Origin of the sequence: Streptomyces sp. NRRL S-455 (assembly GCF_000717875.1) — a bacterium.
Lineage (GTDB): Bacteria > Actinomycetota > Actinomycetes > Streptomycetales > Streptomycetaceae > Streptomyces.
On sequence record NZ_JOCT01000016.1, the window covers coordinates 120,136 to 141,898 of the forward strand.

A 21,763-nucleotide genomic window follows, 5' to 3' on the forward strand; every position below is an offset into this window, starting at 1 on the left:
CCGCCCCGGCCGGTGCCACGCACACGGCAGGCGGGCTGCGGACCCTTTGAAGGTCGCTGCGATGGCCGCCCAGCCATTGATGCACGCCGTAACGCGGCAAACCAAGCCGAGGACGGGGGCCATTGCTGCCGGGGAAAGACCTTCCCCCCCACGCCAGTGGATCCCCGCCACGAGCAGGGGAACACTGGCAGGCATGGCGAACAATGCCGAGGAGATCAAGAAGTTCCTGCGCGCTCGGCGTGACGCGGTCCGCCCCTCTCAGGCCGGTCTGGCGAACTACCCCGGTCGGCGGGTACCCGGCCTGCGCCGCGAAGAGGTCGCGCAGCTCGCCGGGGTCAGCGTGGACTACTACACCCGCCTGGAACAGGGACGGCTCACCAGCGCCTCCGAAGGCGTCATCCTCTCCATCGCCGAGGCCCTGCGACTGACCCAGGCCGAGACCCAGTACCTGCGCGACCTGCTGCGCCCCCAGCCCCGCCGCAGTGCCAAGCCGGCACCGCCCCAGCAGGTGCGGCCCGACCTGCTGCGCATGCTGAACGGCCTGCACGACCAGCCCGCCTTCGTCCTCGGCCGCCGCAACGAGGTCCTGGCCTCCAACGACCTCCTCGACGCACTGCTCACCCCGTTCAACCACCGCCCGGCCAACGAACGCAACCTGCTGCGCTGGATGCTCCTCGACCCCGCCGCCCGGACCCTGTACCTCGACTGGGCGCAGGTCACCTCCGAGGTCGTCGGCGTGCTGCGCGCCGAGGCCGGCCGCAACCCCCACGACCCGCAGATCGCCGAATTCGTCGCCGAACTGCGCTCCGTATCACCCGAGTTCCGCACCTGGTGGGCCGAGCGGACCGTGGTCGAACGCACCTGGGGCAGCAAACGGTTCAACCATCCCGTCGTCGGCCGCCTCGACATCACCTACGAAGCCCTCTCCCTTCCGGGCGACCCAGACCAGATTCTCTTCGTCTACGCCGGCAAGACCGATGGCGACCTCGAAAAGCTACGCATCCTCGCCAGCTGGTACGCCCAGTCCACCCCCTACTCCACCACTGCTGGCAAGATCAAGGAATCAGTCCATGCGCAACAGGACGAGGCGGGCGAACAAGACTCCCGTCACGCGTAGGCCCGCCGCACGCCACCCTGAACTCACCGTCTAACTGCTGATCCCCACACCCGCGGTGAAGGCAGCGCGCCCCGGCCACCAACCCGGCGAACCCCTTCCCGGTCACAGCACTAGCGTGGGAGGCATGACGACTCCTGCTGATGTGCCCGACGTACGGGACCCCGAGCAGCCCGGCCGGTTGCTCACGATCGAGCGTGACGCGCTGATCCCGCTGTTGCGGGCGAGGGCCGACGAGGACTTCGCGCGGCCTGTCGCCGCATGCCCGGGCTGGACGGTCCGGGACGTGCTGGCGCACTGCTCGGCCGCGCTCACGCGGGCGGTGGAGGGCCGGTTCGAGCCGGGCGTGTTCTCACCCGAGTCGAACGACCGCGACATCGCCGAGCGCGACGGCTGGAGCAACGCCGAGGTCGTCGACGAGCTGTGGCGGGGCATGACCGAGGCCGGGCCGGTGATCGCCGATGCCGGCGGGAAGCTGGACGTGCTCGCCCTGGGGGAGTGGGTGCACGCCGGGGACGTGCGCGAGGCCCTGGGGGAGCCGGACGCGTACGGCGGGGCCGGGCTGCCGGACGCCCTGGCGCTGCTCGCCCGCATCACCCACGAGCGCGGGCACGTGCCGCTGCACGCCGACCTCGACGACCAGGACGAACCGCTGCGGCTGGGGGAGAGCGGCGGGGAGCGGCCCCCGGGCCGGTTCATCGGGGAGGGGCCGACGCTCGTACGGCTGTACACGGGGCGGCCGGTCGACGGGGCGCCCGCGTTCGAGCTGGCAGGGGTGGAGGCGGAAGAGCTGAACATCTTCGGCTGAGGCACCTCCTCGGGGCGTGGGAGGCGGCGGAACGGGGCAACGTAGTCTTTGATTGGACTAGACCTGTCGCGGAACGCCGACGCCATGCCGACGAAGGGGCCCCATGAGCAAGCGTGCAGTCCTGGAGGTGATCGCCCTCGGCGTCGAGGACGCGGTCGCCGCCCAGGCGGGAGGCGCGGACCGGCTGGAGCTGGTGACCGACATGGCGGCCGACGGGCTCACCCCGTCGGCCGCCACCGTCGCGGAGATCCGACGGGCCGTCGACATCCCGCTGCGGGTGATGCTGCGGCTCACCGACGGTTTCGCGGCCGGCGACGTCGACCGGCTGGTCCGCGTGGCCGGGCGGTTGCGGGAGGCCGGGGCCGAGGAGTTCGTGCTCGGGTTCCTCGGCCCGGACGGCGGGGTGGACCTGGCGGCCGTGGAGCGGGTCGTCGATGTGCTGGAGGGCTGCCCCTGGACGTTCCACCGCGCGATCGACCGGGCCGCGGACCGGGACACCCTGCGCAAGCAGCTGGACGGGACGCCGGGGCTGGACACGTACCTGACGGCCGGGTCGGCGGACGGGGTCGACCACGGGCTTCCCGTGCTGCTCGCGGAGACGGCCCGCCGAGGAGAGCCGGGGTACGAGCAGCACCTGCTGGTGGGGGGCGGTCTGCGGCTCGGCCATGTGCCGGCACTGCTGAACGCCGGGGTCGACGGTTGCCACATCGGCGGGGCGGCCCGGCCGGAGGGCTGGGAGGCGCCGGTGTCCGCGGAGGCCGTCGCGCGGTGGCGGGCCGCCCTGGACGCCACCTGAACGCCCCAGGACCGGACGGGGAAGCAAGGGGTGGGCACGTGCGTTGTGCTGCTGCATGAGTCTGCGCTTCTCACTTATGGGTCCGGTACGAGCCTGGCGCGACGAAGAGGAGATCGAACTGGGGCCGCGCCAGCAGCGGGCGGTACTGGCGGCGTTGCTGCTGAACAACGGCATCCGGCTGAGCAACGACCAGTTGATCGGCATGGTCTGGGACGAGCCGACGCCGAGCGCGGTGATGGCGTTGCGGACGCACGTCTACAAGATCCGCAAGAGGCTTCCGGAGCTGAACCTGACGTCCAGGGACGGCGGATACACGGTCCGCGCGGAGATCGTCGACGACTGCCGCGGCGAGCCCTTGGAAGGCCTGCGGAGTGCCTACTTCGACGCGCAACGGGTGCGGCTCGGCGACTACCGGCTCAAGGCGCGGGAGGACTTCCTCGAACGCGAGCTCGACGTGCTCGAGTTGCAGAAGCACGTCGCCGCCTATCCGCTCAGGGAACGACCGCGCGCCCTGCTGATGCGGGCGCTCTACCTGGAGGGCAGACAGGGCGAAGCACTTGACCACTTCCACCGGGCACGCGCCCTCCTCAACGAGGAGCTCGGCCTCGAACCGGGGCCGGAGCTGCGCGAGGTCCACGCGCGGATCCTCAACGGAGACCTCAGCGCGCCGCGCAGGCCGGAGCAGCTGCTGCCGGATCTGATCGACTTCACCGGCCGCGCCGAGGAGATCGCGCAGGCTCTGCGGACGTTGCCGGGCACGGTGGGCATCACCGGTATGCGGGGCAGCGGCAAGACCGTGCTGGCCACCCGGATCGGCCACCTCGTCAAGGGCCGCTTCCCGGACGGGCAGATCCTCGTCAGGGGCAGGGACGTCGCCGGCGAGCTGTTGCGCGCGGTCGGCGTGGAGAACCCCGTCGGCGACAAAGCCGCACTGTGGCGGGAGAAGGCGCGCGGCAAGCGGTTCCTGGTCGTGGTCGACGACGTGCGGGAGGCGGCGACCGTACGCGATCTCGCCACGCCCGGCTCGGCGATGATCCTCACCAGCGTCCGCCGGTTGAACGAGCTGCCCGGCGTGACCTGGCTGAAGATCGCCGGGCTGGCCGAGGGGGAGGCGCGGGAGTTCCTCCGCAAGGTCCTCGGCCCGGTACGGGTGGACGCGGAACCCGAGCAGGCAGAGGTGCTGCTGGAACGCCTTTCGCGGCTGCCGCACCCGATCAGGGTGGTCGGCGGCAGGCTCAGCTCGCGCCCGCACTGGACGATCGGGATGGTGCTGCAGCAGATGGAGCGGGAGAGCAAGCTCGCCGACGTGATCCCGCCCGACTGCGCCGCGATGCTGGCTCCGTTGATCGCCGCCGAGGAGCGGCTGAGCGATCCGGAGCGGCACATGCTCGCGTGCTTCGCGCGCCAGGACGCCGAGGTGATCGACAGTCACAAGGCGGCGGAGATGTCCGGATCCGACCCCGGTGAGATCGAGCTGGTGCTGGAGTCGCTCGCGAGTGCGCACCTGATCGAGCCGCTCGTACTCGGCCGCTACCGGCTGCCGCGGTTCGTGCGCCTCTACTTCAGGCTGCGCACGCCTGCCCTGACCAGCCGACTCATTGCGACTTCTCCGGCCTGACCAGGCGGTATATCCGGAAATTATGCTCTGACGATCTGTCGCGGCCAGGTTTGCAGACATGTCAACCAACGAACTTCAGGGCAAGAAGGCACTCGTCACCGGCGCCACGTCGGGTATCGGCCGCGCGATCGCGGTCAAGCTCGCGGAGGCGGGTGCCACCGTCTACGTGACCGGGCGCAGGGCCGAGCTCGGCAAGGAGACCGTCGAGCTGATCGAGCGGGCGGGCGGTACGGGCCACTTCGTCGTCGCGGACGTCGCGAACATCGACGACGTCCGGGGGCTCGCCGAGGAGGTCGGCGAGGTGGACGTGCTCGTCAACAACGCGGGCATCTTCCCGTTCTCACCGACCCCCGAGCAGTCGCTCGACAGCTACGAGCGGGTGTTCGGCGTCAACGTCCGTGCGGCCTACTTCCTGACGGCCGCGCTCGCACCGGCCATGGTGGCCAGGAAGAAGGGCGCGATCGTCAACGTGTCGTCGATCGCCGGGCAGATCGGCACTCCGGTCGGCTCCGTCTACAACGCCTCCAAGGCCGCGATGGACGCGCTGACCAGGTCGTGGGCCGTCGAGTTCGGCGCGGCGGGCGTTCGCGTCAACTCCGTGGCGCCCGGCCCGATCCGCACCGACACGGCTGTCGACACGGTGGGCGAGATGTTCGAGGAGTTCAGCCGGAACACACCGCTCACCCGTGCCGGCGAGCCCGAGGAGATCGCCGAGGCGGTGGTGTTCCTGGCCTCCGACCGGGCCAGCTACATCACCGGCGCGGTGCTCACCGCCGACGGCGGCTTGGTCGCGACCTGAGCCGGCACGGTGCGCGGGGCGTCGCCTGCCCGACGCTTCAGCCTCGGGCAGGCGACGCCAACTGCGGCGGCAGCCCGGCCGCGTGCGTGACGATCAGCCCCGACACCGCTCGCGTCAGCGACACATACAGGCGCCGCAGCCCCGTCCGTTCGTCCGGTTCGCCGTCGACCACGGCCTGCGGCTCGTCCAGGACCACGTAGTCGTACTCCAGACCCTTCGCGAGCGACGCGGGGACCAGGGTCAGGCGGGTGTGCTGGGTGGTCTCCTCACCGGGGCCCAGGTACGGGATCCCGGCCTCCGTCAGGGCCCGCGCCAGCTCCGGGACCCGCGCGTCCGCCGCGATCAGGCCCGTCGAGCCCTCGTGGCGCAGGGACTCGCGGCAGGCCTCGACCACGTCCGGTGTGCCGGAGACCGGGCGGACCTCGAAGCGGCCCGGGTTCTCGCGGATCGACACCACCGGGGCGAGGCCCGGGGCGATGTGCGGGAGAAGGCGTGAGGCGTAGGTGATGACGTCCGTCGGTACGCGGAAACCGGCTGTCAGTTCCTCTATCACGGCGTCCCGCTTGCCCAGGTGGGCCAGCGCCTCCTCCCAGCTCCGCGTCGCCCACGGGGTGGTGCCCTGCGCCAGGTCACCGAGGACGGTCGCGCTGCCGGTGGTGCAGCGGCGGCCGACCGCCCGGTACTGCATGGGGGACAGGTCCTGCGCCTCGTCGAGGACGACGTGCCCGAGGGAGTGGGTGCGCTGGATCAGGTCGGTGGCCTCGTCGACCAGGACGGCGTCGGCGGCCGACCACTTGGCCGACTTGACGCTGCGCGCCGGCTTCGCCCAGAGGATCGCCTTCTGCTCGTCCTCGTCGAGGATCCCCTCCGCGTGCACCGCGAGGAACTCCGCGTCCGACAGCAGCCGCAGCACCAGTTTCGCCGGGTCGACGGCCGGCCAGACCGCTTTCACCGCCGCCTTGACGGCGCTGTTGCGGGCCACCGCGTCCTGCACCCGGTCGTCCGGGGCCTCCCCCGAGCGTTCCATCTGCACCAGCACGGCGTGCGCGATGCGCTGCGGCAGGGCCTCGCGGGCGGCACCGTAGCGGATGTCGCGGTCGAGCAACTCGCGGACGATGTCCTCCAGTTCGTACGCCGGGACGCGCCATCGGCGGGAACCGCGCACCACCACGACCGGTTCGGCGGGCATCGTGACGTGTGAGTAGAGGGCCCTGCGCAGCACCCGCGCCATACGCGCGTCGCCCTTGACGACAGCGGCTGTCGAGTCGTCCGTTGCCTTGATCTCGACATGTGCCACGAGGTCGTCGACAGTGGCCTGCTGAACGGCCAACTCGCCGAGCGCTGGCAGGACTTGCTCGATGTAGTGGAGGAAGGAACGGTTGGGTCCGATGACGAGGGTGCCGGTGCGGGCCAGGCGCTCGCGGTGGGCGTAGAGGAGGAAGGCGACGCGGTGCAGACCGACGGCGGTCTTCCCGGTGCCCGGGCCGCCCTGCACGCACACCGTGCCGGAGAGGCCGGAGCGCACGATCTCGTCCTGCTCGGGCTGGATCGTCGCGACGATGTCCCGCATGGGGCCGACGCGCGGACGTTCGATCTCCTGCTGGAGGAGTCTGCTGGTCTTCGCGGCCTCCGCCGGATCCGACAGGTGCTCGTCCTCGTACGCCGTGAGGTCACCGCCGGTGTAGCCGAAGCGGCGGCGCAGCGCGATGTCCATCGGGTCCTTCTTGGACGCCCGGTAGAACGGCTGCGAGACCGGTGCGCGCCAGTCGATCACCATGGGGTCGCCGTCGGCGTCGTGCACATGCCGCCGCCCGATGTGCAGTGTTTGATAAGCAGCCTCCGGCTGCGGGCGCTCTCCCTCGGCGCCCTCGGCCTGTTCGCTCCCCGGCGCGTGCAGATAGTCCAGCCGGCCGAAGAACAGCGGGGTGTCGCTGAGGTCGGCCAGGGCCTTGATGCGCTCCTCGATCTGGTGAGCCAGCACCTCGGCGTTGACCCAGTTCGCGGTGACGTCGCTGATGTCGAGGGCCTCGACGTCCTCACGCATGGCACGCAGGGCCGAACGGGACGCGGAGAGGTGGGAGCGCTCTCGCGAGAGCGGGTCGTCGACGGGCGTGGACAAGGCGGCGCCTCCGGGGTACCTGCTGAAGTGACGGCGGTGGGATGCCGGCCGGTTTCCGTCCGGTCGGCGGCACTCCGGCGAGGGAGGCGGGCAAGAGCGGAGATCCTAGAGGAGCGGGGGCTGCGGCCGCGAACGGTTTTCGCATCCCCTAGGGGACGAGAGCGTCCTCCCTGAGGGGCGGCAGTCGGTCCGCAGGCGTACGAGCGGAGTGCGCGGGTTCGGCCCCGAGACCGACGCGGACCTTACGGGCGAAAACGCACCATGGAGACATGAGCGCAGCAACCTTCTCCCCCGCCCCGAGCCCGGGCCGCCCGCCCGGCGCCACCGCGGTGACCGGCAGCCACCGTCACCGCCTCGGCGATGCCCTGCGTGCCGTCAAGGTCTTCGCGGGCGCCGCCTTCGACGTGATCATCCTCGGCCAGTACGGAGAGGAAGTGGGCGTGGTCCGCCGCAAGTGATCAGCTCTCCGCCAGCAGTTCGTCCGCGTCCACGATCCGGTACGCGTACCCCTGCTCCGCCAGGAAGCGCTGCCGGTGCGCGGCGAAGTCCTGGTCGATGGTGTCCCGGGCGACCACGGAGTAGAAGTGGGCCTGGTGGCCGTCGGACTTGGGACGGAGCACGCGGCCGAGGCGCTGGGCCTCCTCCTGGCGGGAGCCGAACGTCCCGGACACCTGGATGGCGACCGTCGCCTCGGGCAGGTCGATCGAGAAGTTCGCGACCTTGGACACCACGAGCACGCTGATCTCGCCCTCCCGGAAGGCGTCGAACAACTTCTCCCGCTGCGCGTTCGACGTCTCACCCTTGATCACGGGCGCGCCCAGATGCTCACCCAGCTCGTCGAGTTGGTCGATGTACTGGCCGATGACGAGGATCTGCTGCCCGGCGAAGCGGCGGACGATCGCCTCGGTGACCTTCCGCTTGGTGTCGGTCGTCGCGCAGAAGCGGTACTTCTCCTCCGCCTCGGCCGTGGCGTAGGCGAGCCGCTCCGAGTCCGTCAGGTTGACCCGGACCTCCACGCAGTCGGCGGGCGCGATGTAGCCCTGCGCCTCGATCTCCTTCCAGGGGGCGTCGAACCGCTTGGGCCCGATGAGGGAGAACACGTCCGACTCACGGCCGTCCTCGCGGACCAGGGTGGCTGTCAGGCCGAGCCTGCGCCGCGCCTGGAGGTCCGCCGTGAACTTGAAGACCGGCGCCGGCAGCAGGTGCACCTCGTCGTAGACGACCAGGCCCCAGTCCCGCGAGTCGAACAGCTCCAGGTGCGGGTAGACACCCTTCCGCTTCGTCGTCAGCACCTGGTAGGTGGCGATCGTGACGGGCCGGATCTCCTTCCGCGTCCCGCTGTACTCGCCGATCTCGTCCTCGGTGAGCGACGTGCGCTTCACCAGCTCGTGCTTCCACTGACGCGCCGAGACGGTGTTCGTGACGAGGATCAGCGTGGTCGACTTCGCCTGGGCCATCGACCCGGCGCCGACCAGCGTCTTGCCCGCACCGCAGGGCAGGACGACGACGCCCGACCCGCCGTGCCAGAAGTTCTCCACCGCCTGCTTCTGGTACGGCCTGAGCGCCCAGCCGTCCTCGGCCAGCTCGATCGGGTGCGCCTCGCCGTCGACGTACCCGGCGAGGTCCTCGGCCGGCCAGCCCAGCTTCAGCAGGGTCTGCTTGATCTGCCCGCGCTCGGAGGGGTGCACGGCGACCGTGTCCGGGTCGATCCGGGCGCCGACCAGGGGCGCGATCCGCTTCGACCGCAGGACCTCCTCCAGCACCGGACGGTCCGTGGTCGTCAGCACCAGTCCGTGCGCCGGGTGCTTGGACAGGGTGAGGCGGCCGTAGCGGTCCATCGTCTCGGCGATGTCGACGAGCAGCGCGTGCGGCACCGGGTAGCGGCTGTACTGCACCAGCGCGTCCACGACCTGCTCGGCGTCGTGGCCCGCCGCGCGGGCGTTCCACAGGCCCAGCGGGGTCACCCGGTAGGTGTGGATGTGCTCCGGCGCCCGCTCCAGTTCCGCGAACGGTGCGATGGCCCGGCGGCAGTCGTCGGCCTGCTCGTGGTCGACTTCCAGGAGCAGGGTCTTGTCGGACTGGACGATCAGCGGACCATTCACACGCGGCACCCTTCCCTACGGCCGGACGGCTCGGACGGTTCGAACGACTCGGCCAAACGTCCAGTGTGCCTGATCGTCCGTGTCGGGTGGTGTGATCTGCGCGGCCCTGGGATCCGGTTCCAGTCCTACTGAATGCCTTTTCATCCCAACGTGTGGTGTGAATTCAGTTTTTCCACCGTTGCCGCGAAGAATGGCGAACCGTGCAGAACACGCCGACCACCACGCTCGGATACGCCCTGTTCGCCACCCGCTGGCTCCAGGCCCCGCTGTACTTCGGGCTGGTCGCCGCCCAGGGCGTCTACGTCTACAAGTTCTTCAAGGAGCTGTGGACGTTAATCGTGATGTGCGTGAGCGGACACGCCACCGAGACGTACGTGATGCTCGCGGTGCTCAAGCTGGTCGACGTGGTCATGATCGCCAACCTGCTGATCATGGTGATCGTCGGCGGGTACGAGACCTTCGTCTCGCGCATCGGCCTGCAGGGCCACCGTGACCAGCCGGAATGGCTCTCGCACGTCAACTCCAACGTGCTGAAGGTCAAACTGGCGACGGCGATCGTGGGGATCTCCTCGGTCCACCTGCTCCAGATGTTCGTGGACGTCCACCACACCTCCCGGCACGCACTGCTGTGGGGGACGGTGATCCACATGGCGTTCATCGTGTCGGCGGCGATCCTCGCGTACATGTCGGGGCCGATGGCCGCGCACGGGGGTGCCGGTCACGCCGACCGTCCGGCGGCCGGCGGCTCTCCCGGTGAGCGCCACCAGGCCGGTCACGCCCCTGAGGAGCCGACGCCCGAGGTCTCCGGTCTCCCGCTGCCCGCCCCGCGCCGGGCCGCACCCCTCGCGCGGGACACCGACGCCGAGGCCCGGATCCGCGCGGCCGGCTTCCCCGCCCGCAAGCGGCTGGAGGACTTCGACCAGCGGCACCCCCGCGAACTCGACCGCGAGACCCTGGCCCGGCTCGGCAAGGCGGACTTCGTCGCCGCCCGGCGCAACGTGGTGTTCGTCGGCCCGCCCGGCACCGGCAAGACCCACCTGGCCATCGCCCTCGGCGTGCGGGCCTGCCAGGCGGGACACCGGGTGCTGTTCGCGACCGCGGGCGAGTGGGCCGTCCGGCTGTCGGCGGCGCGGGCCGAGGGACGGCTCGACGAGGAGCTGGCCGCTCTCGACGAGCACCCCCTGCTGATCGTCGACGAGGTCGGCTACACCCCCTTCGACGCGGAGACCGCCGGCTTGTTCTTCCGGCTGGTCGCGCACCGCTACGAGCGGGCCTCACTGATCGTGACCAGCGACCGCCCGCTCGGCCGCTGGGACGAGGTCTTCGGCGGCGCGTCCGCCCCGGCGATGGTGGACCGGCTCGCCCACCACGCCGACATCGTCCGGCTGGACGGGGAGAGCTACCGGACGGGCCGCGCTACTTCGACGTGGGCAGACTGACGTTGTTGATCAGCGGGCCCTCGATGGAGAGGCCCTCCGTGACCACGGGCTCGGCGCCGGCGGCCGGAAGCGGCAGCGGGAGTGCGGGCGGGGCCGCGGCGGCGAAGGGTGCGAGTATGCCCACGAGGGCGACGGCGAGGAGAGCGGCGGCGGGCAACTTTTCACGCAAGGGGACGACCGGGCCTTTCGCGTACTGAAAACACGGGTGGTGGGAACACCGCACCGCGGGCCGGCCTGGGGCGTCCGGCCGGCCCGACGGGCGCACGGGAGACGGATCAGATCTGCGGTGTCTCGATGACGAGGCCGGCGGCATCGATGCCGACCGCCGCGGCCGGGGCGGCGAGCCCACCGAACGTCATCAGGGCGACGGTGGCCAGGACAGCGGCGACTCGACGGACAGCGCGCATGCGGGGACTTCCTTTCGGCGAAGCTCACAGGACACCCGGTGGCTGCCCGTGGCCGCGCGGCGGGATGCGACTCGCCCGGCAAGGTCGCCCAACGGTGGGACATCCCCGGCGTGGCGTGCATGAACGACGACGTGCACCCGAACGGGTGAGACCCGCCCGGCCGGTGGCGGGTCGTGACGGTCGGCCGTCAGTCCGCGTCGTCGGCCAGCTCCGCGACCCCGGTGATCCGGTGCAGCGGATACGTACGGACCTCGTCCGCGGTGTGGTCGTACGCCGTCACGAAGCCGCCCTCGACACGGACCGGGGCGATCACCCGCTGGCTGGCGGTGCCCTCGGCGTTGACGTAGCCGATCCACAGGGCCTCGCCGGTCAGGACGGCGGCCTGCATCGTGGCGAGGGTCTCGGCGGAACCGGTGCGGGGCAGCTCGCCGTTGACCACCGGGGCCGAACCGGGCTTGCGCGGAGTGGTGGAGGCGAGGTCACCGGCCCGGACGGCGCGCAGCGCGGCGGCGAGGAGGGTGTCGTCGGGGACCGGCGGGCCGTCCGGTACCGGCTCGGGCGCCGTGCGGGGCGGGGTGCGGTGGGCGAGGGCGCGGGTGATCAGCACATCGCCCTCGGCGGACTCGGCGGCCGGCGCGAACCCCATCGCGCGCAGCCCTTCGAGCAGCCCCGCCGGGTCGGTCTGCGCGGCCAGCACGGTCGGGGCGAGTCGGCGCAGCCCCAGGGCGGCGGCCCGCTTGTCGGCGAGGATCTCGCTGAGCACGGCGTCGTCGTCGCAGCGCACATACGCGGAGGCCGCGCCCACGCGCAGCTGGCCGTGCCTGCGGGCCACGTCGTCGATCAGGTAGGCGAGCGGCTGCGGCACCGGCGTACGGGAGTGCGCGGCGAGGAAGGCGTGCAGGTCGGAGGCGGCCTGCCCGGCGTCGAGGGCGCGTCGTACCGAGCCGGGCGTGAACCGGTAGACGGTGGCCCCGCCCTTGGACTCGACGTCCGCGAGGATTCCGAGCATGTCGGCGAGGTGCTTCTGCAGCGGGCCGGGCGCGACCGCCGTCAGATCGGCCTGGAGCAGGACGTGGTCCAGCGGTTCCGGCAGCAGCGGCGTGAGGAGCCGGGCCGCGGCGGCCGAGGCGACGGCCTGCTCGGCGGCGGAGAGCGGGGGGATCGGGGTGATCGGGGCGGGGCGGTGGTGGACGGGAAGTTTGTCGCCGGGGCCGGACGGCTCCTCCTCGGGGCCGGAAGGCGCCGCCGGTGCCCCCACCAGGGCCCGGCCGTGCGCCGACAGCGCGCCCCGGCCCGTGACGCCCAGCAGCTCCGCCTCGGACAGGGCCCACCGGGCGAGCCGGGTGCGCAGGTCGTCCTCACTCTGTGCTCCGCGCGGGGGGCGCTCCCAGCGCAGCCGGGCCAGCACCGACTCGGCGTCCGGCGACGCGCCCTCAGGCAGCCCGGCCAGCAGCGCCAGCACCCGGTGCCGTACCTCGGGCGCCGCCGAACGGTCCAGGCCCGGCCCGAGCGCCGACAACGTACGGTCCTTCGCGTCCCGCCCGCCCACCAGACCGGCCGTCCGGGTCGCCGCGAGCCACGCCGTGGCCAGCCGCGACCAGCGCTCGGCGGCCGGCAGCTCCAGCCACTCGTCGTACGCCGGGGTCGCCGCGTACCGCTCGTCGGCCTCCCCGTCCGAGGCGAGCAGACCCGCCGCGTACGCCAGTTCCACCCAGAACGCGGCGACCGGCTCGGACACGTCCAGGGCGACGGCGGTCCGCTTCAGGTCCCGCACGCTCAGCCCACCCGCCCGCAGCACCGCGGGCCCGCCCTCGTCCCAGTCCTTCAGCAGCTCCTCGACGGTCGCGAGCGCGGTGTACGCCTGCCCGGCCGCGGTGTTGTCCACAACCTGTGGACTGTGAGCGGCTTTCACCCCGACCACCGGCGGCACCGGCTCGGGCGCCCGGTGCGCCAGCCCTTTCCGCAGGTGCAGGGCGACCTCGCGCGGCAGCACGACCGTCCCGGGCGCCGTCGGCAGCAGCAGTCCCCGGTCCAGCAGCCACCGCAGCCGGGGCGCCGGGTCGGGCGTGACCTGCCCGTACGGCGGCCCCCACACCAGCCGCTCCAGCACCTCCAGTGAGTCGGCCGGAGCCCCGGAGAGCAGCGCGGCCATGCGCTTCCGGTCCGTGAACAGGCCGGTGAGGGCGGTCACCGCGGACACCGAGTCGTGGGTGGAGGGCAGCCCGGCGGCCGTGACGATCTCCTGGATACGCCCGGGGGACATCCCGGCGGTGGCCTCCTGGACCGTCGGTCCCAGACCCGTCGGCGAGGGGTGCTGCGGCGCGGGGGCCAGCAGCTCACGGGCCGTCCGGACCAGCCGCAGCCGGTCGTCGCCGCCCCAGACCAGGGCCTGCTCGCGCAGGGTGTCCAGGGCGTGCGGCAGGGCCGCGACGACAGCCGGGTCGGCCTCGTCCCCGGCCATGAGCCCGAGCAGCTCGTCGTACGTCGCCGGGTCCGCCGCCACGGCCAGCGCCTCCGCCGTCTGGAGCGAGAACCGGTCCAGCCGCTCCAGGGCCCGCACGACCGAGGCCCGGGTGCCGGCGCGGGTCGCGAGCTGCGTGAGGTCCGTCGGCACGGGCGTGATGAGATCCGGCCGGCTGCGCAGGAGCCTGCCCAGCGACACGTCGTCCCGCCCGCGGAGCGCTTCCGCGAGGGAACGGGGGGCCGGAGGCCTGTCCTCGGTGCTCATCCGCTCAACGTTAGCGGGTCACCTCAGCAGGCGACCCCGACTGTCCGCGGCCGGGCGGGGCCGGCGTTTGGGCCACCCGCTCGTCCTCGCGGTACCGTCGTCCGACGGCGTCAGCCAAGGCACCTGCCCCGGAGGGGACTTCGTGGGGATTGAGAGCGACCAGGTCGTTTACGAGTATCTGAGCCGCGTCGGCGACGTGGCCCAGCAGCGGCAGTTGTCGTCGGCCACCCGCATGCGCCTGGTCGCGGACCTGCGCAACGAGATCGACAAGCGCCGCGCCAAGGCCACCGTCGACTCGCCCGCCGCCGTCCGCCGCATCCTGTCCCGCCTCGGCAGCCCCGACGAGGTCGTGTCGGCAGCCGCCGACGGCACGGGCACGAGCACGGGCACGGGGACCGGCGGTGCGGCGGAGGGCCCCCCGGCAGCCGTCCCCGTCCAGCGCGACCGGGAGCCCCGCGAACCGGAGGAGCACCCCGAACGTCCCCGGGGGCTACGGCGCGTCGTACCGCGCCCCCGCCCGGAGCGGCCCGCCGGGGAACCACGCTCCACCGCCACCGACGGCCCGGCTCCGCCGCACCTGGCCGCCGGACACGAGCTCGGGGACAGTGTGGTCCAGCCGGACTGGTGGCGGGTGGACAGCAGTCCGTTCGGCGTGGGCGACGAGGTGCCGGGCTTCGTGGGCGGCGTGGAGCTGCCGGACCTGCTGAAGGCGCCGCAGCAGCGGAAGACGGAGAAGGAGAAGGAGCCTGCCCCGGTCGTCGAGGCGGTCGAGGCTGCCGAGGTGACGGAAGAGGCCGCTGCCACCAAAGCCCGGCGCCGCCTCCCGCGCCTCCCGGCAGGGGGCTGGAGCAACCCCCTCCTCCTGATCGCCGCGGGCCTCCTCGTGGCGGGCGCCGTCCTCGGCAACTGGTTCGTGCTGATCCTCGGCTGGCTCATCGCGTACGCGTCCCGCCGCCTCACCCAGGCGGAGACCAAGTGGGCGGTCGTGATCCTGCCGAGCCTCGCCGTGGCGGGGGGCCTGGTCTGGCTCTGGGGCAGGACGGACGGCCGCTGGGGCGCTCCCATCGCCGAGGGCCACATGAACGACGCGGTGGCGGAGACCTGGCCGTGGGTGGTGCGGGGCGCGGCGGTGGCCTCGGCCCTGTTCCTGGTCTGGCGCTCCCAGCGTCAGCGGTAAGTACGCAGCTGCGGGCAGTCGTGCCTCAGCTGCGGGCAGTCGTGCCGCTGGGGCGGCACGGGTGGGCGATGGGGGCCCCTGTTCGAGCGAAGCCGAGAACTTGGGGGAGGCACCCCGCGCCGCCGGGTTGCGCAACGCCCCGTCCTCAGCCCCCACCCCCCGGGCGCAGCTCCCACCCCCGGGCAGGACGTCTGCCGGCAGCACAGCCCGGGCACAATGACCCACATGGCGATCACCGTCGGCTTCGACCTGGACATGACCCTCATCGACTCCCGCCCCGGCATCCGCGCCTGCTACCAGGCACTCTCCGAGCGGACCGGCACGTACATCGACGCCGACCTCGCGGTCACGCGGCTCGGGCCGCCGCTGGCCGAAGAGCTGATCAACTGGTTCCCGGCCGAGGAGATCGAGACCGTCGCCGACGTGTACCGGGAGATGTACCCCGCCATCGCCATCGCGGCGACCCCGGCACTGCCCGGCGCCCGGGAGGCCATCGCGGCGGTCCGGGAGGCCGGCGGACGCGCGATAGTCGTCACGGCCAAGTACGAGCCCAACGCCAAACTGCACCTCGCCCACCTCGGCATCGAGCCCGACGCGGTCATCGGCGACCTGTGGGCCGAGCAGAAGGCGGAGGCGCTGCGCGAGCACGACGCGGGCGTCTACGTCGGCGACCACGTCGGAGACGTACGCGGCGCCCGGACGGCCGGAGCCCTGTCGGTCGCGGTCGCCACCGGCCCCTGCCCCCCGGAGGAACTGCGCGCGGCGGGCGCGGACGTCGTTTTCACGGACCTGACCGAATTCCCAGGGTGGTTTTCGGACTACCGGCCCGCACGTGCCTGACGCCGGCCCGCTGCCACGGAACGCAGTACTCCGGCACCGGCCATCAGGAATCCGACTGCCATGAGCATGCTCAATCCGAACATGTACGTCGGAAAGGGCGTCGTCCCGAGGAACAGCGGGGCGACCGTGACCAGTGTGGCCACGGCACCGATGAAGAAGACGATGGCACCCGCACGGACCAGGCGGTCACCGGGAGCGGCGGAATTCGTTTGGGTTTTGTCACGCACCCGACCAGGGTAGTTCCCAGCGCGAAGGAACAACCGGGTGACGTCTTGTCACCGGCTGCAAGAGCATTAGCCTTGGTACCGGCGGGTCCGTACGGCCCGCCCGAGTGCTATCAAGAGCCGTTTCCAGAAGCAGTTTTCCGACGAGTACGAGGACGAGGACAGACGGTGCCCACCGGCAAGGTCAAGTGGTTCAACAGTGAGAAGGGCTTCGGCTTTCTCTCCCGCGACGACGGCGGTGACGTCTTCGTCCATTCCTCGGTCCTCCCCGCCGGAGTCGAGACGCTCAAGCCGGGCCAGCGGGTGGAGTTCGGTGTCGTCGCCGGACAGCGCGGCGACCAGGCGCTGTCCCTGACGGTCCTGGACCCGACCCCCTCGGTCGCCGCCGCGACCCGCAAGAAGCCGGACGAGCTGGCCTCCATCGTCCAGGACCTGACGACCCTCCTGGAGAACATCACGCCCATGCTGGAGCGGGGCCGCTACCCCGAGAAGACGGCCGGCAAGAAGATCGCCGGCCTGCTGCGCGCGGTCGCCGACCAGCTGGACGTGTGACCGCCGCTCAGGGGAAAGCGAGCGCGTTCGGACCGAGGGGCGGCACCAGCCCCTCGGCCGCCGCGCGGGTCAGCAGACCGCGTACGGCGGCGTAGCCGTCCTCGCCGAGGTCGGCGGTGAACTCGTTGACGTACAGCCCGATGTGCTGGTCGGCGACGGCCGGATCCATCTCCTGGGCGTGCTCCATGACGTACGGCCGGGACGCCTCGGGATCGTCCCAGGCGGCACGCACGGACGTCCGCACCGAGTCGGCCAGCAGCCGCAGCCCCTGCTCTCCCAGCGACCGTTTGGCGATGATCGCGCCCAGCGGGATCGGCAGCCCGGTGGTGTTCTCCCAGTGCTCGCCCATGTCGGCGAGCTTGTGCAGGCCGTAATTCCGGTAGGTGAAGCGCGCCTCGTGGATCACGAGCCCCGCGTCGACCTTCCCGTCCCGCACGGCCGGCATGATCTCGTGGAACGGCATGACGACGATCTCGCCGACCCCGTCGCTCAGGGTGTCCGCGGCCCACAGCCGGAACAGCAGATAGGCGGTCGACTTCTCACTGGGCACGGCGACGGTCCGCCCGCTCAGTCCCCCAAGCTCTCGGCTGCGCTCGAGCAGGGAGGTGCCCCCACCCTCTGCCTCCCGCGTCAGCACCAGCGGCCCGCACCCCCGCCCCAGCGCGCCCCCGCAGGGCAGCAGGGCGTACTGCTCCAGGACGTACGGCAGCACGGCGTACGACACCTTCAGCACGTCGTACTCACCGCGCTCGGCCATGCCGTTGGTGACGTCGATGTCGGCGAAGGTCACGTCCAGCGCGGGAGCGCCGGGGACGCGGCCGTGGGCCAGGGCGTCGAAGACGAAGGTGTCGTTCGGGCAGGGGGAGTACGCGATCTGCAGCTGCTCAACTGTCATGCCTGTTCCAACTCTCCAGTACGGGCACGAGCTTCCCGAAACCCTCGGTCAGAGCCGCCAGGGCGTCGGGGATGCGCCAGGCGGCACGGTCACGGGGACCGACGGGGTTGGAGATCGCCCGCACCTCCAGCACGGGGACCCCGTGCGCGACGGCGGCCTCGGCGACCCCGAAGCCCTCCATGGCCTCGGCGAGCGCGGTGGGGTGCCGTGCGCGGAGTACGGCGGCACGCTCGGCGGTCCCGGTGACCGTGGACACGGTGAGGACCGCACCGGTCAGTGCCCCGGCCGCCGCGGCGACCTGCCGCACGAGCTCCTCGGGCGGCTGATGCCTGACCGTCCCGAACCCGAGCTCGGTGACCGACAGGAATCCGTCCGGGGTCTCGGCGCCGAGATCGGCCGCGACGATCTCATCGGCGACGACGAGCGCCCCGACCGGCGCGTCCGGCTGGAACCCCCCGCCGATCCCGGCGGAGACGACGAGGCCGTAGGGGGTGCCCTGAAGGGCGGCGGCGGTGAGGGCCGAGGCGGTGGAGGCAGCGGCGAGAGCCGACCCGACTCCGGCAACGATCACGTCGATGCCGCTGATGCCGACACTGCCGTGGGCAGTCGTTCCGCTGGGGCGGAACGGGTGGGCACGGCCTACAGCGCCGAGCACCGAGCAATCAGACCCCGGCGGCAACGCCCCCAAGGCCCCGGCCACCGCGCCCCTCTCCACGGGAACCGCGGTGGCGACAAGCACCCGGCCAAGCCCAGCGGCAGCGATCAGGCGTCCTTCTCGAGCTTGAAGTTCCAGAGCCCGGACGCGTCCTTCTCGCCCTCCTTGATGGACACCAGCGTCGAGTTCCCCTGCGCCCCGTACTGCGCGTTGAAGAACACGCTGCCCGGAATGGTGCGGTACGTCTTGGTGCTGGAGTCGGTCAGCGGCTGGCCGTTCATCAGGATCGTCCAGCCCTCGTCGGCGATCTCCGGGTCGACACCGAAGCGCACGGTCTCGTCCGGGTCGACGGAGATGCTGTTGATGCCCTTGTCCTTCAGGCACTTCGTGAGATCAGCCGACTTCAGGGTCTTGCCCTCGCCGCCACAGGTGGCCTCGGCGTTCACCGAGTCCTGGCCCACGGTGACCGTGGCCACCGGAGTGGGCTTGTCACAGGCGGACAGGACGAGCAGTCCGGCGGATACGACGCCGGCGGCGGCGACGGCGCGGCGGCGTCGCACAGCACGGAATCCATCAGCGGCTTCGCCGCGGGGCAACCTGGTCATGGGCGAAGGCTATCTGGCACGCGGGTCGGACCGCCCACGCGGGGTACGGCTCCCACGGAGATCCCCCAAGAGATCCACCGGGAGGTCCACCGGGAGATCCACCGGGAGATCCACTGGAGGGCACTACGCCACCCGCGGCCGCGCCGCCCCACCGCGACGGGCCGAGTCGATCAGCCCCCGTACGGTCGTCAGCCAGCCCGTGCCCACGATGGCTGCCCCCACGGCCAGCCCGGCCGTGCCGTTGAGCGGCATCACGATGCCGACGGCCCCTCCCAGCACCCAGGACATCTGCAGCAGCGTCTCGGAGCGGGCGAAGGCCGACGTGCGGACCAGCTCGGGTACGTCCCGCTGGATCAGCGCGTCGAGCGACAGCTTGGCCAGGGCCTGCGCGAACCCGGCCACCGCGGCCAGGCAGGCCACCAGGACCGCACTGAAGAACACCGACGCCAGGATCGCCGCGCCCACCACACACGCCACCACCGTCACGATGATGATCTCCGGCGCCCGGGAGCGGAGCCACGCCCCGACCGCCGTGCCGAGCGCGTTGCCGACGCCCGCCGAGACACCGACGATCGCCAGGGAAACGGCCGCGCTCTGACCGGAGACCGGGTGCTCGCGGAGCAGGAACGCGAGGAAGAAGATCAGGAAGCCGGTGAGGCAGCGGATGGAGGCGTTGGCGGCCAGGGCGTGGGTGACGGCCGGCCCGACCGTGCGCAGCCCGGGGCGTTTGACGGGCCGGCGGTGCGGCCCGTGCAGGTGCTGTTCGTCCGCGGCCAGCAGGGCGGTGTCCTCGCCCTTGGCGGAGTCGACCTTCGGCGGCAGCGTGAACGACAGGATCGTGCCCGCCACGAAGAGGACGAAGGCGCCGTAGAGCGGCCAGCGCGGCCCGATCTGCTGGAGCCCGGCCCCGACCGGCGCGGCGATGCCGGTGGCGAGGAGCCCGCCGAGGGTGACGCGCGAGTTGGCCTTCACCAGGGAGAAGCCGGGCGGCAGCAGCCGGGGCACGACGGCGCTTCTGACCACCCCGTACGCCTTCGACGCGACGAGGACGCCGAGTGCCGCCGGGTACAGCTCGATGCTGCCGCTGACGACCGCGCCGGACAGGACGATCGCGAGCAGCGCCCGGGCGAACATCGCGCCGGCCATCGCGGCGCGGCGGCCGTGCGGGACGCGGTCGAGGAGGGGGCCGATCACCGGCGCGAGGAGGGTGAAGGGCGCCATGGTGATGGCGAGGTACAGCGCGACGCGCCCGCGGGCCTCGTCGGTGGGCACGGAGAAGAAGACGGTGGAGGCGAGGGCGACGGTGATCATGACGTCGCCGGCGCCGTTCACACCGTGGAGTTCGATCAGCTTGCCGAGGCCGGACTCGCCGGCGCCGTGCGCGTGGGTGGCCTTGCGGATGCCGCGGGCGGTTCTGGTGACCGGGAAGTGCAGGGCACGGCCGATCGCGCGGAGGGGGCCGCCCACCCGGCCCGGTCCGCTCAGTCCGCCGCTTCCCCTGACCCCTTTCGACCCACCGGTCCCGGTGGCGCCCGGGGGTGTCTTCGCCGCTGCCACCTCGTCATAGTGCCCCGAGAACGGGGTGGGTAGTGCCATTACCGCTTGTATAGGGCCTGTGGGGTGACTGTCCGGGTTGTCGGGTCATGGCACCGTCGGTGTACGCGAAGTGGGGCGGAAGGGTAGCGTGCGTATCTCAGCCATCCCGCAGAATGGATGAAGGACGTCGACGCGGTCCCCTGGTCCGCTCCGTCCGCCCTGGCGCTGGGAGTGGCGCACTCGCTAGAGACGGCGTATGGAGAGAAGCGATACCTGTGAGCGCAGCGACAACGCGAAGCCGCACCCCTGACCGTCTGTGCGCCGAGGCAGTGGACCTCGCACGCGGCGCCGCCGAGGAGGCCGCCGCGCCCGGTGTCGTCGGCGAGCACGTGGGGCTGGTCTCCGAGGGGGACCGCGTTGTCACGCACTTCTTCGAGTGCCGGGAGCTCGGGTACCGGGGCTGGCGCTGGGCCGTGACCGTGGCCCGGGCGTCCCGCGCGAAGATCGTCACGGTGGACGAGGCGGTGCTGCTGCCCGGCCCGGACGCGGTGCTCGCGCCCGAGTGGGTGCCGTGGAGCGAGCGGCTGCGGCCGGGCGACATGGGGCCGGGCGACCTGCTGCCCACCGACGCGGAGGATCTCCGGCTGGAGCCGGGCTTCTCCGGTGAGGACGAGCCGGCGCCCAACTCGGCCGTGTCGCACGAGATGGCCGACCTGGTGGAGGCGGAGGACGCGGACGTCACCGCCGGCCCGCCGGCCCGTCTCCCGGTCGCCCCGTCGCGCGGCTCGATCGCGGCGGTGGCCGAGGAACTGGGCATGCGCCGGGCCCGGGTGCTCTCCAGGTACGGCCTGCACACCGCGGCCGACCGCTGGGAGGAGGCGTTCGGCGCCAAGACGCCCATGGCCCAGTCGGCCCCCGCGGCCTGCGTCTCCTGCGGCTTCCTCGTCCCCGTCGGCGGCTCCCTGGGCCAGGCCTTCGGCGTCTGCGCCAACGAGTTCTCCCCGGCCGACGGCCGCCTCGTCTCCCTGGCCTACGGCTGCGGCGGCCACTCCGAGGCGGCGGTCATGCCCCGTCCCCCGCAGCCCGCCCCGCCGGTGATCGACGAGACGCGCGTGGACCCGTTCCCGCTGCGCCCGGCTCCGGACTCGGGTTCGGTGCCGACGACGACGGACGAGGACACGGAGGAACTGGGCCACTCCTAGGTCGTGTCCGCAAAGTCCCGTCGTCCGCCCGGAGGGCGGGCCCAGCGGCGTCTGGCGCGTGCTCTCGACGTGCCGGGCGTAGTCCCTCGTACCGGATGTGCTTGGGGCTTCGTCCGGTGCGGCGAGTGGGGGTCCCCCTGCTCGAAG

21 protein-coding genes are annotated in these 21,763 nt (G+C 72.1%); 11 read left to right on the top strand and 10 right to left on the bottom strand.

Features of this window, described 5'->3' with window-relative positions; translation table 11 throughout:
- Positions 1–193 precede the first annotated feature (193 nt).
- The 5 genes from IE97_RS0121970 to IE97_RS0121990 all read left to right on the top strand — a co-directional run bounded on the left by IE97_RS0121970 (position 194) and on the right by IE97_RS0121990 (position 5,135).
- Positions 194–1,117, top strand: a complete 924-nt coding sequence (locus tag IE97_RS0121970) for a helix-turn-helix transcriptional regulator (RefSeq protein WP_063752210.1) — start codon at positions 194–196, stop codon at positions 1,115–1,117.
- A gap of 124 nt (positions 1,118–1,241) precedes the next feature.
- A complete protein-coding gene (locus IE97_RS0121975) occupies positions 1,242–1,922 on the top strand; it encodes a maleylpyruvate isomerase family mycothiol-dependent enzyme (RefSeq protein ID WP_030243263.1) in 681 nt (226 codons plus the stop codon).
- A 103-nt stretch (positions 1,923–2,025) separates the two neighbouring features.
- Positions 2,026–2,718, top strand: a complete 693-nt coding sequence (locus IE97_RS0121980) for a copper homeostasis protein CutC (protein WP_030243265.1) — start codon at positions 2,026–2,028, stop codon at positions 2,716–2,718.
- 76 nt (positions 2,719–2,794) lie between these two features.
- Positions 2,795–4,336 carry an AfsR/SARP family transcriptional regulator gene (locus IE97_RS0121985; RefSeq protein WP_030243268.1) on the top strand — a complete coding sequence of 514 codons (1,542 nt, stop codon included), beginning with the start codon at positions 2,795–2,797 and terminating at the stop codon, positions 4,334–4,336.
- A 58-nt stretch (positions 4,337–4,394) separates the two neighbouring features.
- Positions 4,395–5,135 (top strand): SDR family NAD(P)-dependent oxidoreductase, encoded by a 741-nt coding sequence (locus tag IE97_RS0121990; RefSeq protein ID WP_030243269.1) that lies wholly within the window; start codon positions 4,395–4,397, stop codon positions 5,133–5,135.
- A 37-nt stretch (positions 5,136–5,172) separates the two neighbouring features.
- Here IE97_RS0121990 and IE97_RS0121995 read toward each other — a convergent pair whose 3' ends face one another.
- Positions 5,173–7,254 carry a HelD family protein gene (locus IE97_RS0121995; RefSeq protein ID WP_030243270.1) on the bottom strand — a complete coding sequence of 694 codons (2,082 nt, stop codon included), beginning with the start codon at positions 7,252–7,254 and terminating at the stop codon, positions 5,173–5,175.
- 269 nt (positions 7,255–7,523) lie between these two features.
- Between IE97_RS0121995 and IE97_RS0122000 the strand changes: the two genes are divergently transcribed.
- A complete protein-coding gene (locus IE97_RS0122000) occupies positions 7,524–7,712 on the top strand; it encodes a hypothetical protein (protein WP_030243272.1) in 189 nt (62 codons plus the stop codon).
- On the opposite strand, the gene IE97_RS0122005 is transcribed toward IE97_RS0122000, so the two are convergent.
- Positions 7,713–9,356 (bottom strand): DNA repair helicase XPB, encoded by a 1,644-nt coding sequence (locus tag IE97_RS0122005; RefSeq protein ID WP_030243274.1) that lies wholly within the window; start codon positions 9,354–9,356, stop codon positions 7,713–7,715. It abuts the gene before it with no gap.
- A gap of 200 nt (positions 9,357–9,556) precedes the next feature.
- On the opposite strand from IE97_RS0122005, the gene istB reads away from it, so the two are divergent.
- Entirely contained in the window at positions 9,557–10,795 is a 1,239-nt protein-coding gene (gene istB / locus IE97_RS0122010) for an IS21-like element helper ATPase IstB (protein WP_030243276.1), read from the top strand.
- On the opposite strand, the gene IE97_RS0122015 is transcribed toward istB, so the two are convergent.
- The 3 genes from IE97_RS0122015 to IE97_RS0122025 form a co-directional block, all read right to left on the bottom strand.
- Positions 10,773–10,964, bottom strand: a complete 192-nt coding sequence (locus tag IE97_RS0122015; protein WP_030243279.1) for a hypothetical protein — start codon at positions 10,962–10,964, stop codon at positions 10,773–10,775. The two genes, istB and IE97_RS0122015, sit on opposite strands and share 23 nt — an antisense overlap.
- Before the next feature lie 106 nt (positions 10,965–11,070).
- On the bottom strand, positions 11,071–11,202 hold the full coding sequence (locus tag IE97_RS43480) for a hypothetical protein (RefSeq protein ID WP_267881797.1): 132 nt from the start codon (positions 11,200–11,202) through the stop codon (positions 11,071–11,073).
- Positions 11,203–11,389: 187 nt separating this feature from the next.
- Positions 11,390–13,930, bottom strand: a complete 2,541-nt coding sequence (locus IE97_RS0122025) for a helicase C-terminal domain-containing protein (protein WP_030243281.1) — start codon at positions 13,928–13,930, stop codon at positions 11,390–11,392.
- A 142-nt stretch (positions 13,931–14,072) separates the two neighbouring features.
- Between IE97_RS0122025 and IE97_RS0122030 the strand changes: the two genes are divergently transcribed.
- The gene (locus IE97_RS0122030; RefSeq protein ID WP_030243283.1) at positions 14,073–15,107 is read left to right on the top strand and encodes a membrane protein; all 1,035 of its coding nucleotides are present in this window, start codon (positions 14,073–14,075) and stop codon (positions 15,105–15,107) included.
- Positions 15,108–15,323: 216 nt separating this feature from the next.
- Positions 15,324–15,947 carry an HAD family hydrolase gene (locus tag IE97_RS0122035; protein WP_030243285.1) on the top strand — a complete coding sequence of 208 codons (624 nt, stop codon included), beginning with the start codon at positions 15,324–15,326 and terminating at the stop codon, positions 15,945–15,947.
- Here the strand turns inward: IE97_RS0122035 and IE97_RS0122040 are convergent.
- Positions 15,926–16,174, bottom strand: a complete 249-nt coding sequence (locus IE97_RS0122040; RefSeq protein WP_010035898.1) for a hypothetical protein — start codon at positions 16,172–16,174, stop codon at positions 15,926–15,928. The two genes, IE97_RS0122035 and IE97_RS0122040, sit on opposite strands and share 22 nt — an antisense overlap.
- Before the next feature lie 165 nt (positions 16,175–16,339).
- Here IE97_RS0122040 and IE97_RS43625 point away from each other — a divergent pair, with 165 nt between their 5' ends.
- On the top strand, positions 16,340–16,723 hold the full coding sequence (locus tag IE97_RS43625; protein ID WP_030243289.1) for a cold-shock protein: 384 nt from the start codon (positions 16,340–16,342) through the stop codon (positions 16,721–16,723).
- A 7-nt stretch (positions 16,724–16,730) separates the two neighbouring features.
- On the opposite strand, the gene IE97_RS0122050 is transcribed toward IE97_RS43625, so the two are convergent.
- From IE97_RS0122050 to IE97_RS0122065, 4 genes are all read right to left on the bottom strand, one after another.
- On the bottom strand, positions 16,731–17,618 hold the full coding sequence (locus IE97_RS0122050) for a 1,4-dihydroxy-6-naphthoate synthase (RefSeq protein WP_030243292.1): 888 nt from the start codon (positions 17,616–17,618) through the stop codon (positions 16,731–16,733).
- Positions 17,608–18,411 (bottom strand): futalosine hydrolase, encoded by an 804-nt coding sequence (locus tag IE97_RS0122055; RefSeq protein WP_199809835.1) that lies wholly within the window; start codon positions 18,409–18,411, stop codon positions 17,608–17,610. The genes IE97_RS0122050 and IE97_RS0122055 overlap by 11 nt, the downstream gene beginning before the upstream one ends.
- The gene (locus tag IE97_RS0122060) at positions 18,381–18,878 is read right to left on the bottom strand and encodes a DUF2771 domain-containing protein (protein WP_199807040.1); all 498 of its coding nucleotides are present in this window, start codon (positions 18,876–18,878) and stop codon (positions 18,381–18,383) included. The genes IE97_RS0122055 and IE97_RS0122060 overlap by 31 nt, the downstream gene beginning before the upstream one ends.
- A 123-nt stretch (positions 18,879–19,001) precedes the next feature.
- Positions 19,002–20,435 (bottom strand): MFS transporter, encoded by a 1,434-nt coding sequence (locus tag IE97_RS0122065; RefSeq protein ID WP_030243299.1) that lies wholly within the window; start codon positions 20,433–20,435, stop codon positions 19,002–19,004.
- Between the two features lie 254 nt (positions 20,436–20,689).
- On the opposite strand from IE97_RS0122065, the gene IE97_RS0122070 reads away from it, so the two are divergent.
- A complete protein-coding gene (locus IE97_RS0122070; RefSeq protein ID WP_030243301.1) occupies positions 20,690–21,616 on the top strand; it encodes a DUF3027 domain-containing protein in 927 nt (308 codons plus the stop codon).
- The last annotated feature ends 147 nt before the right edge of the window (positions 21,617–21,763 follow it).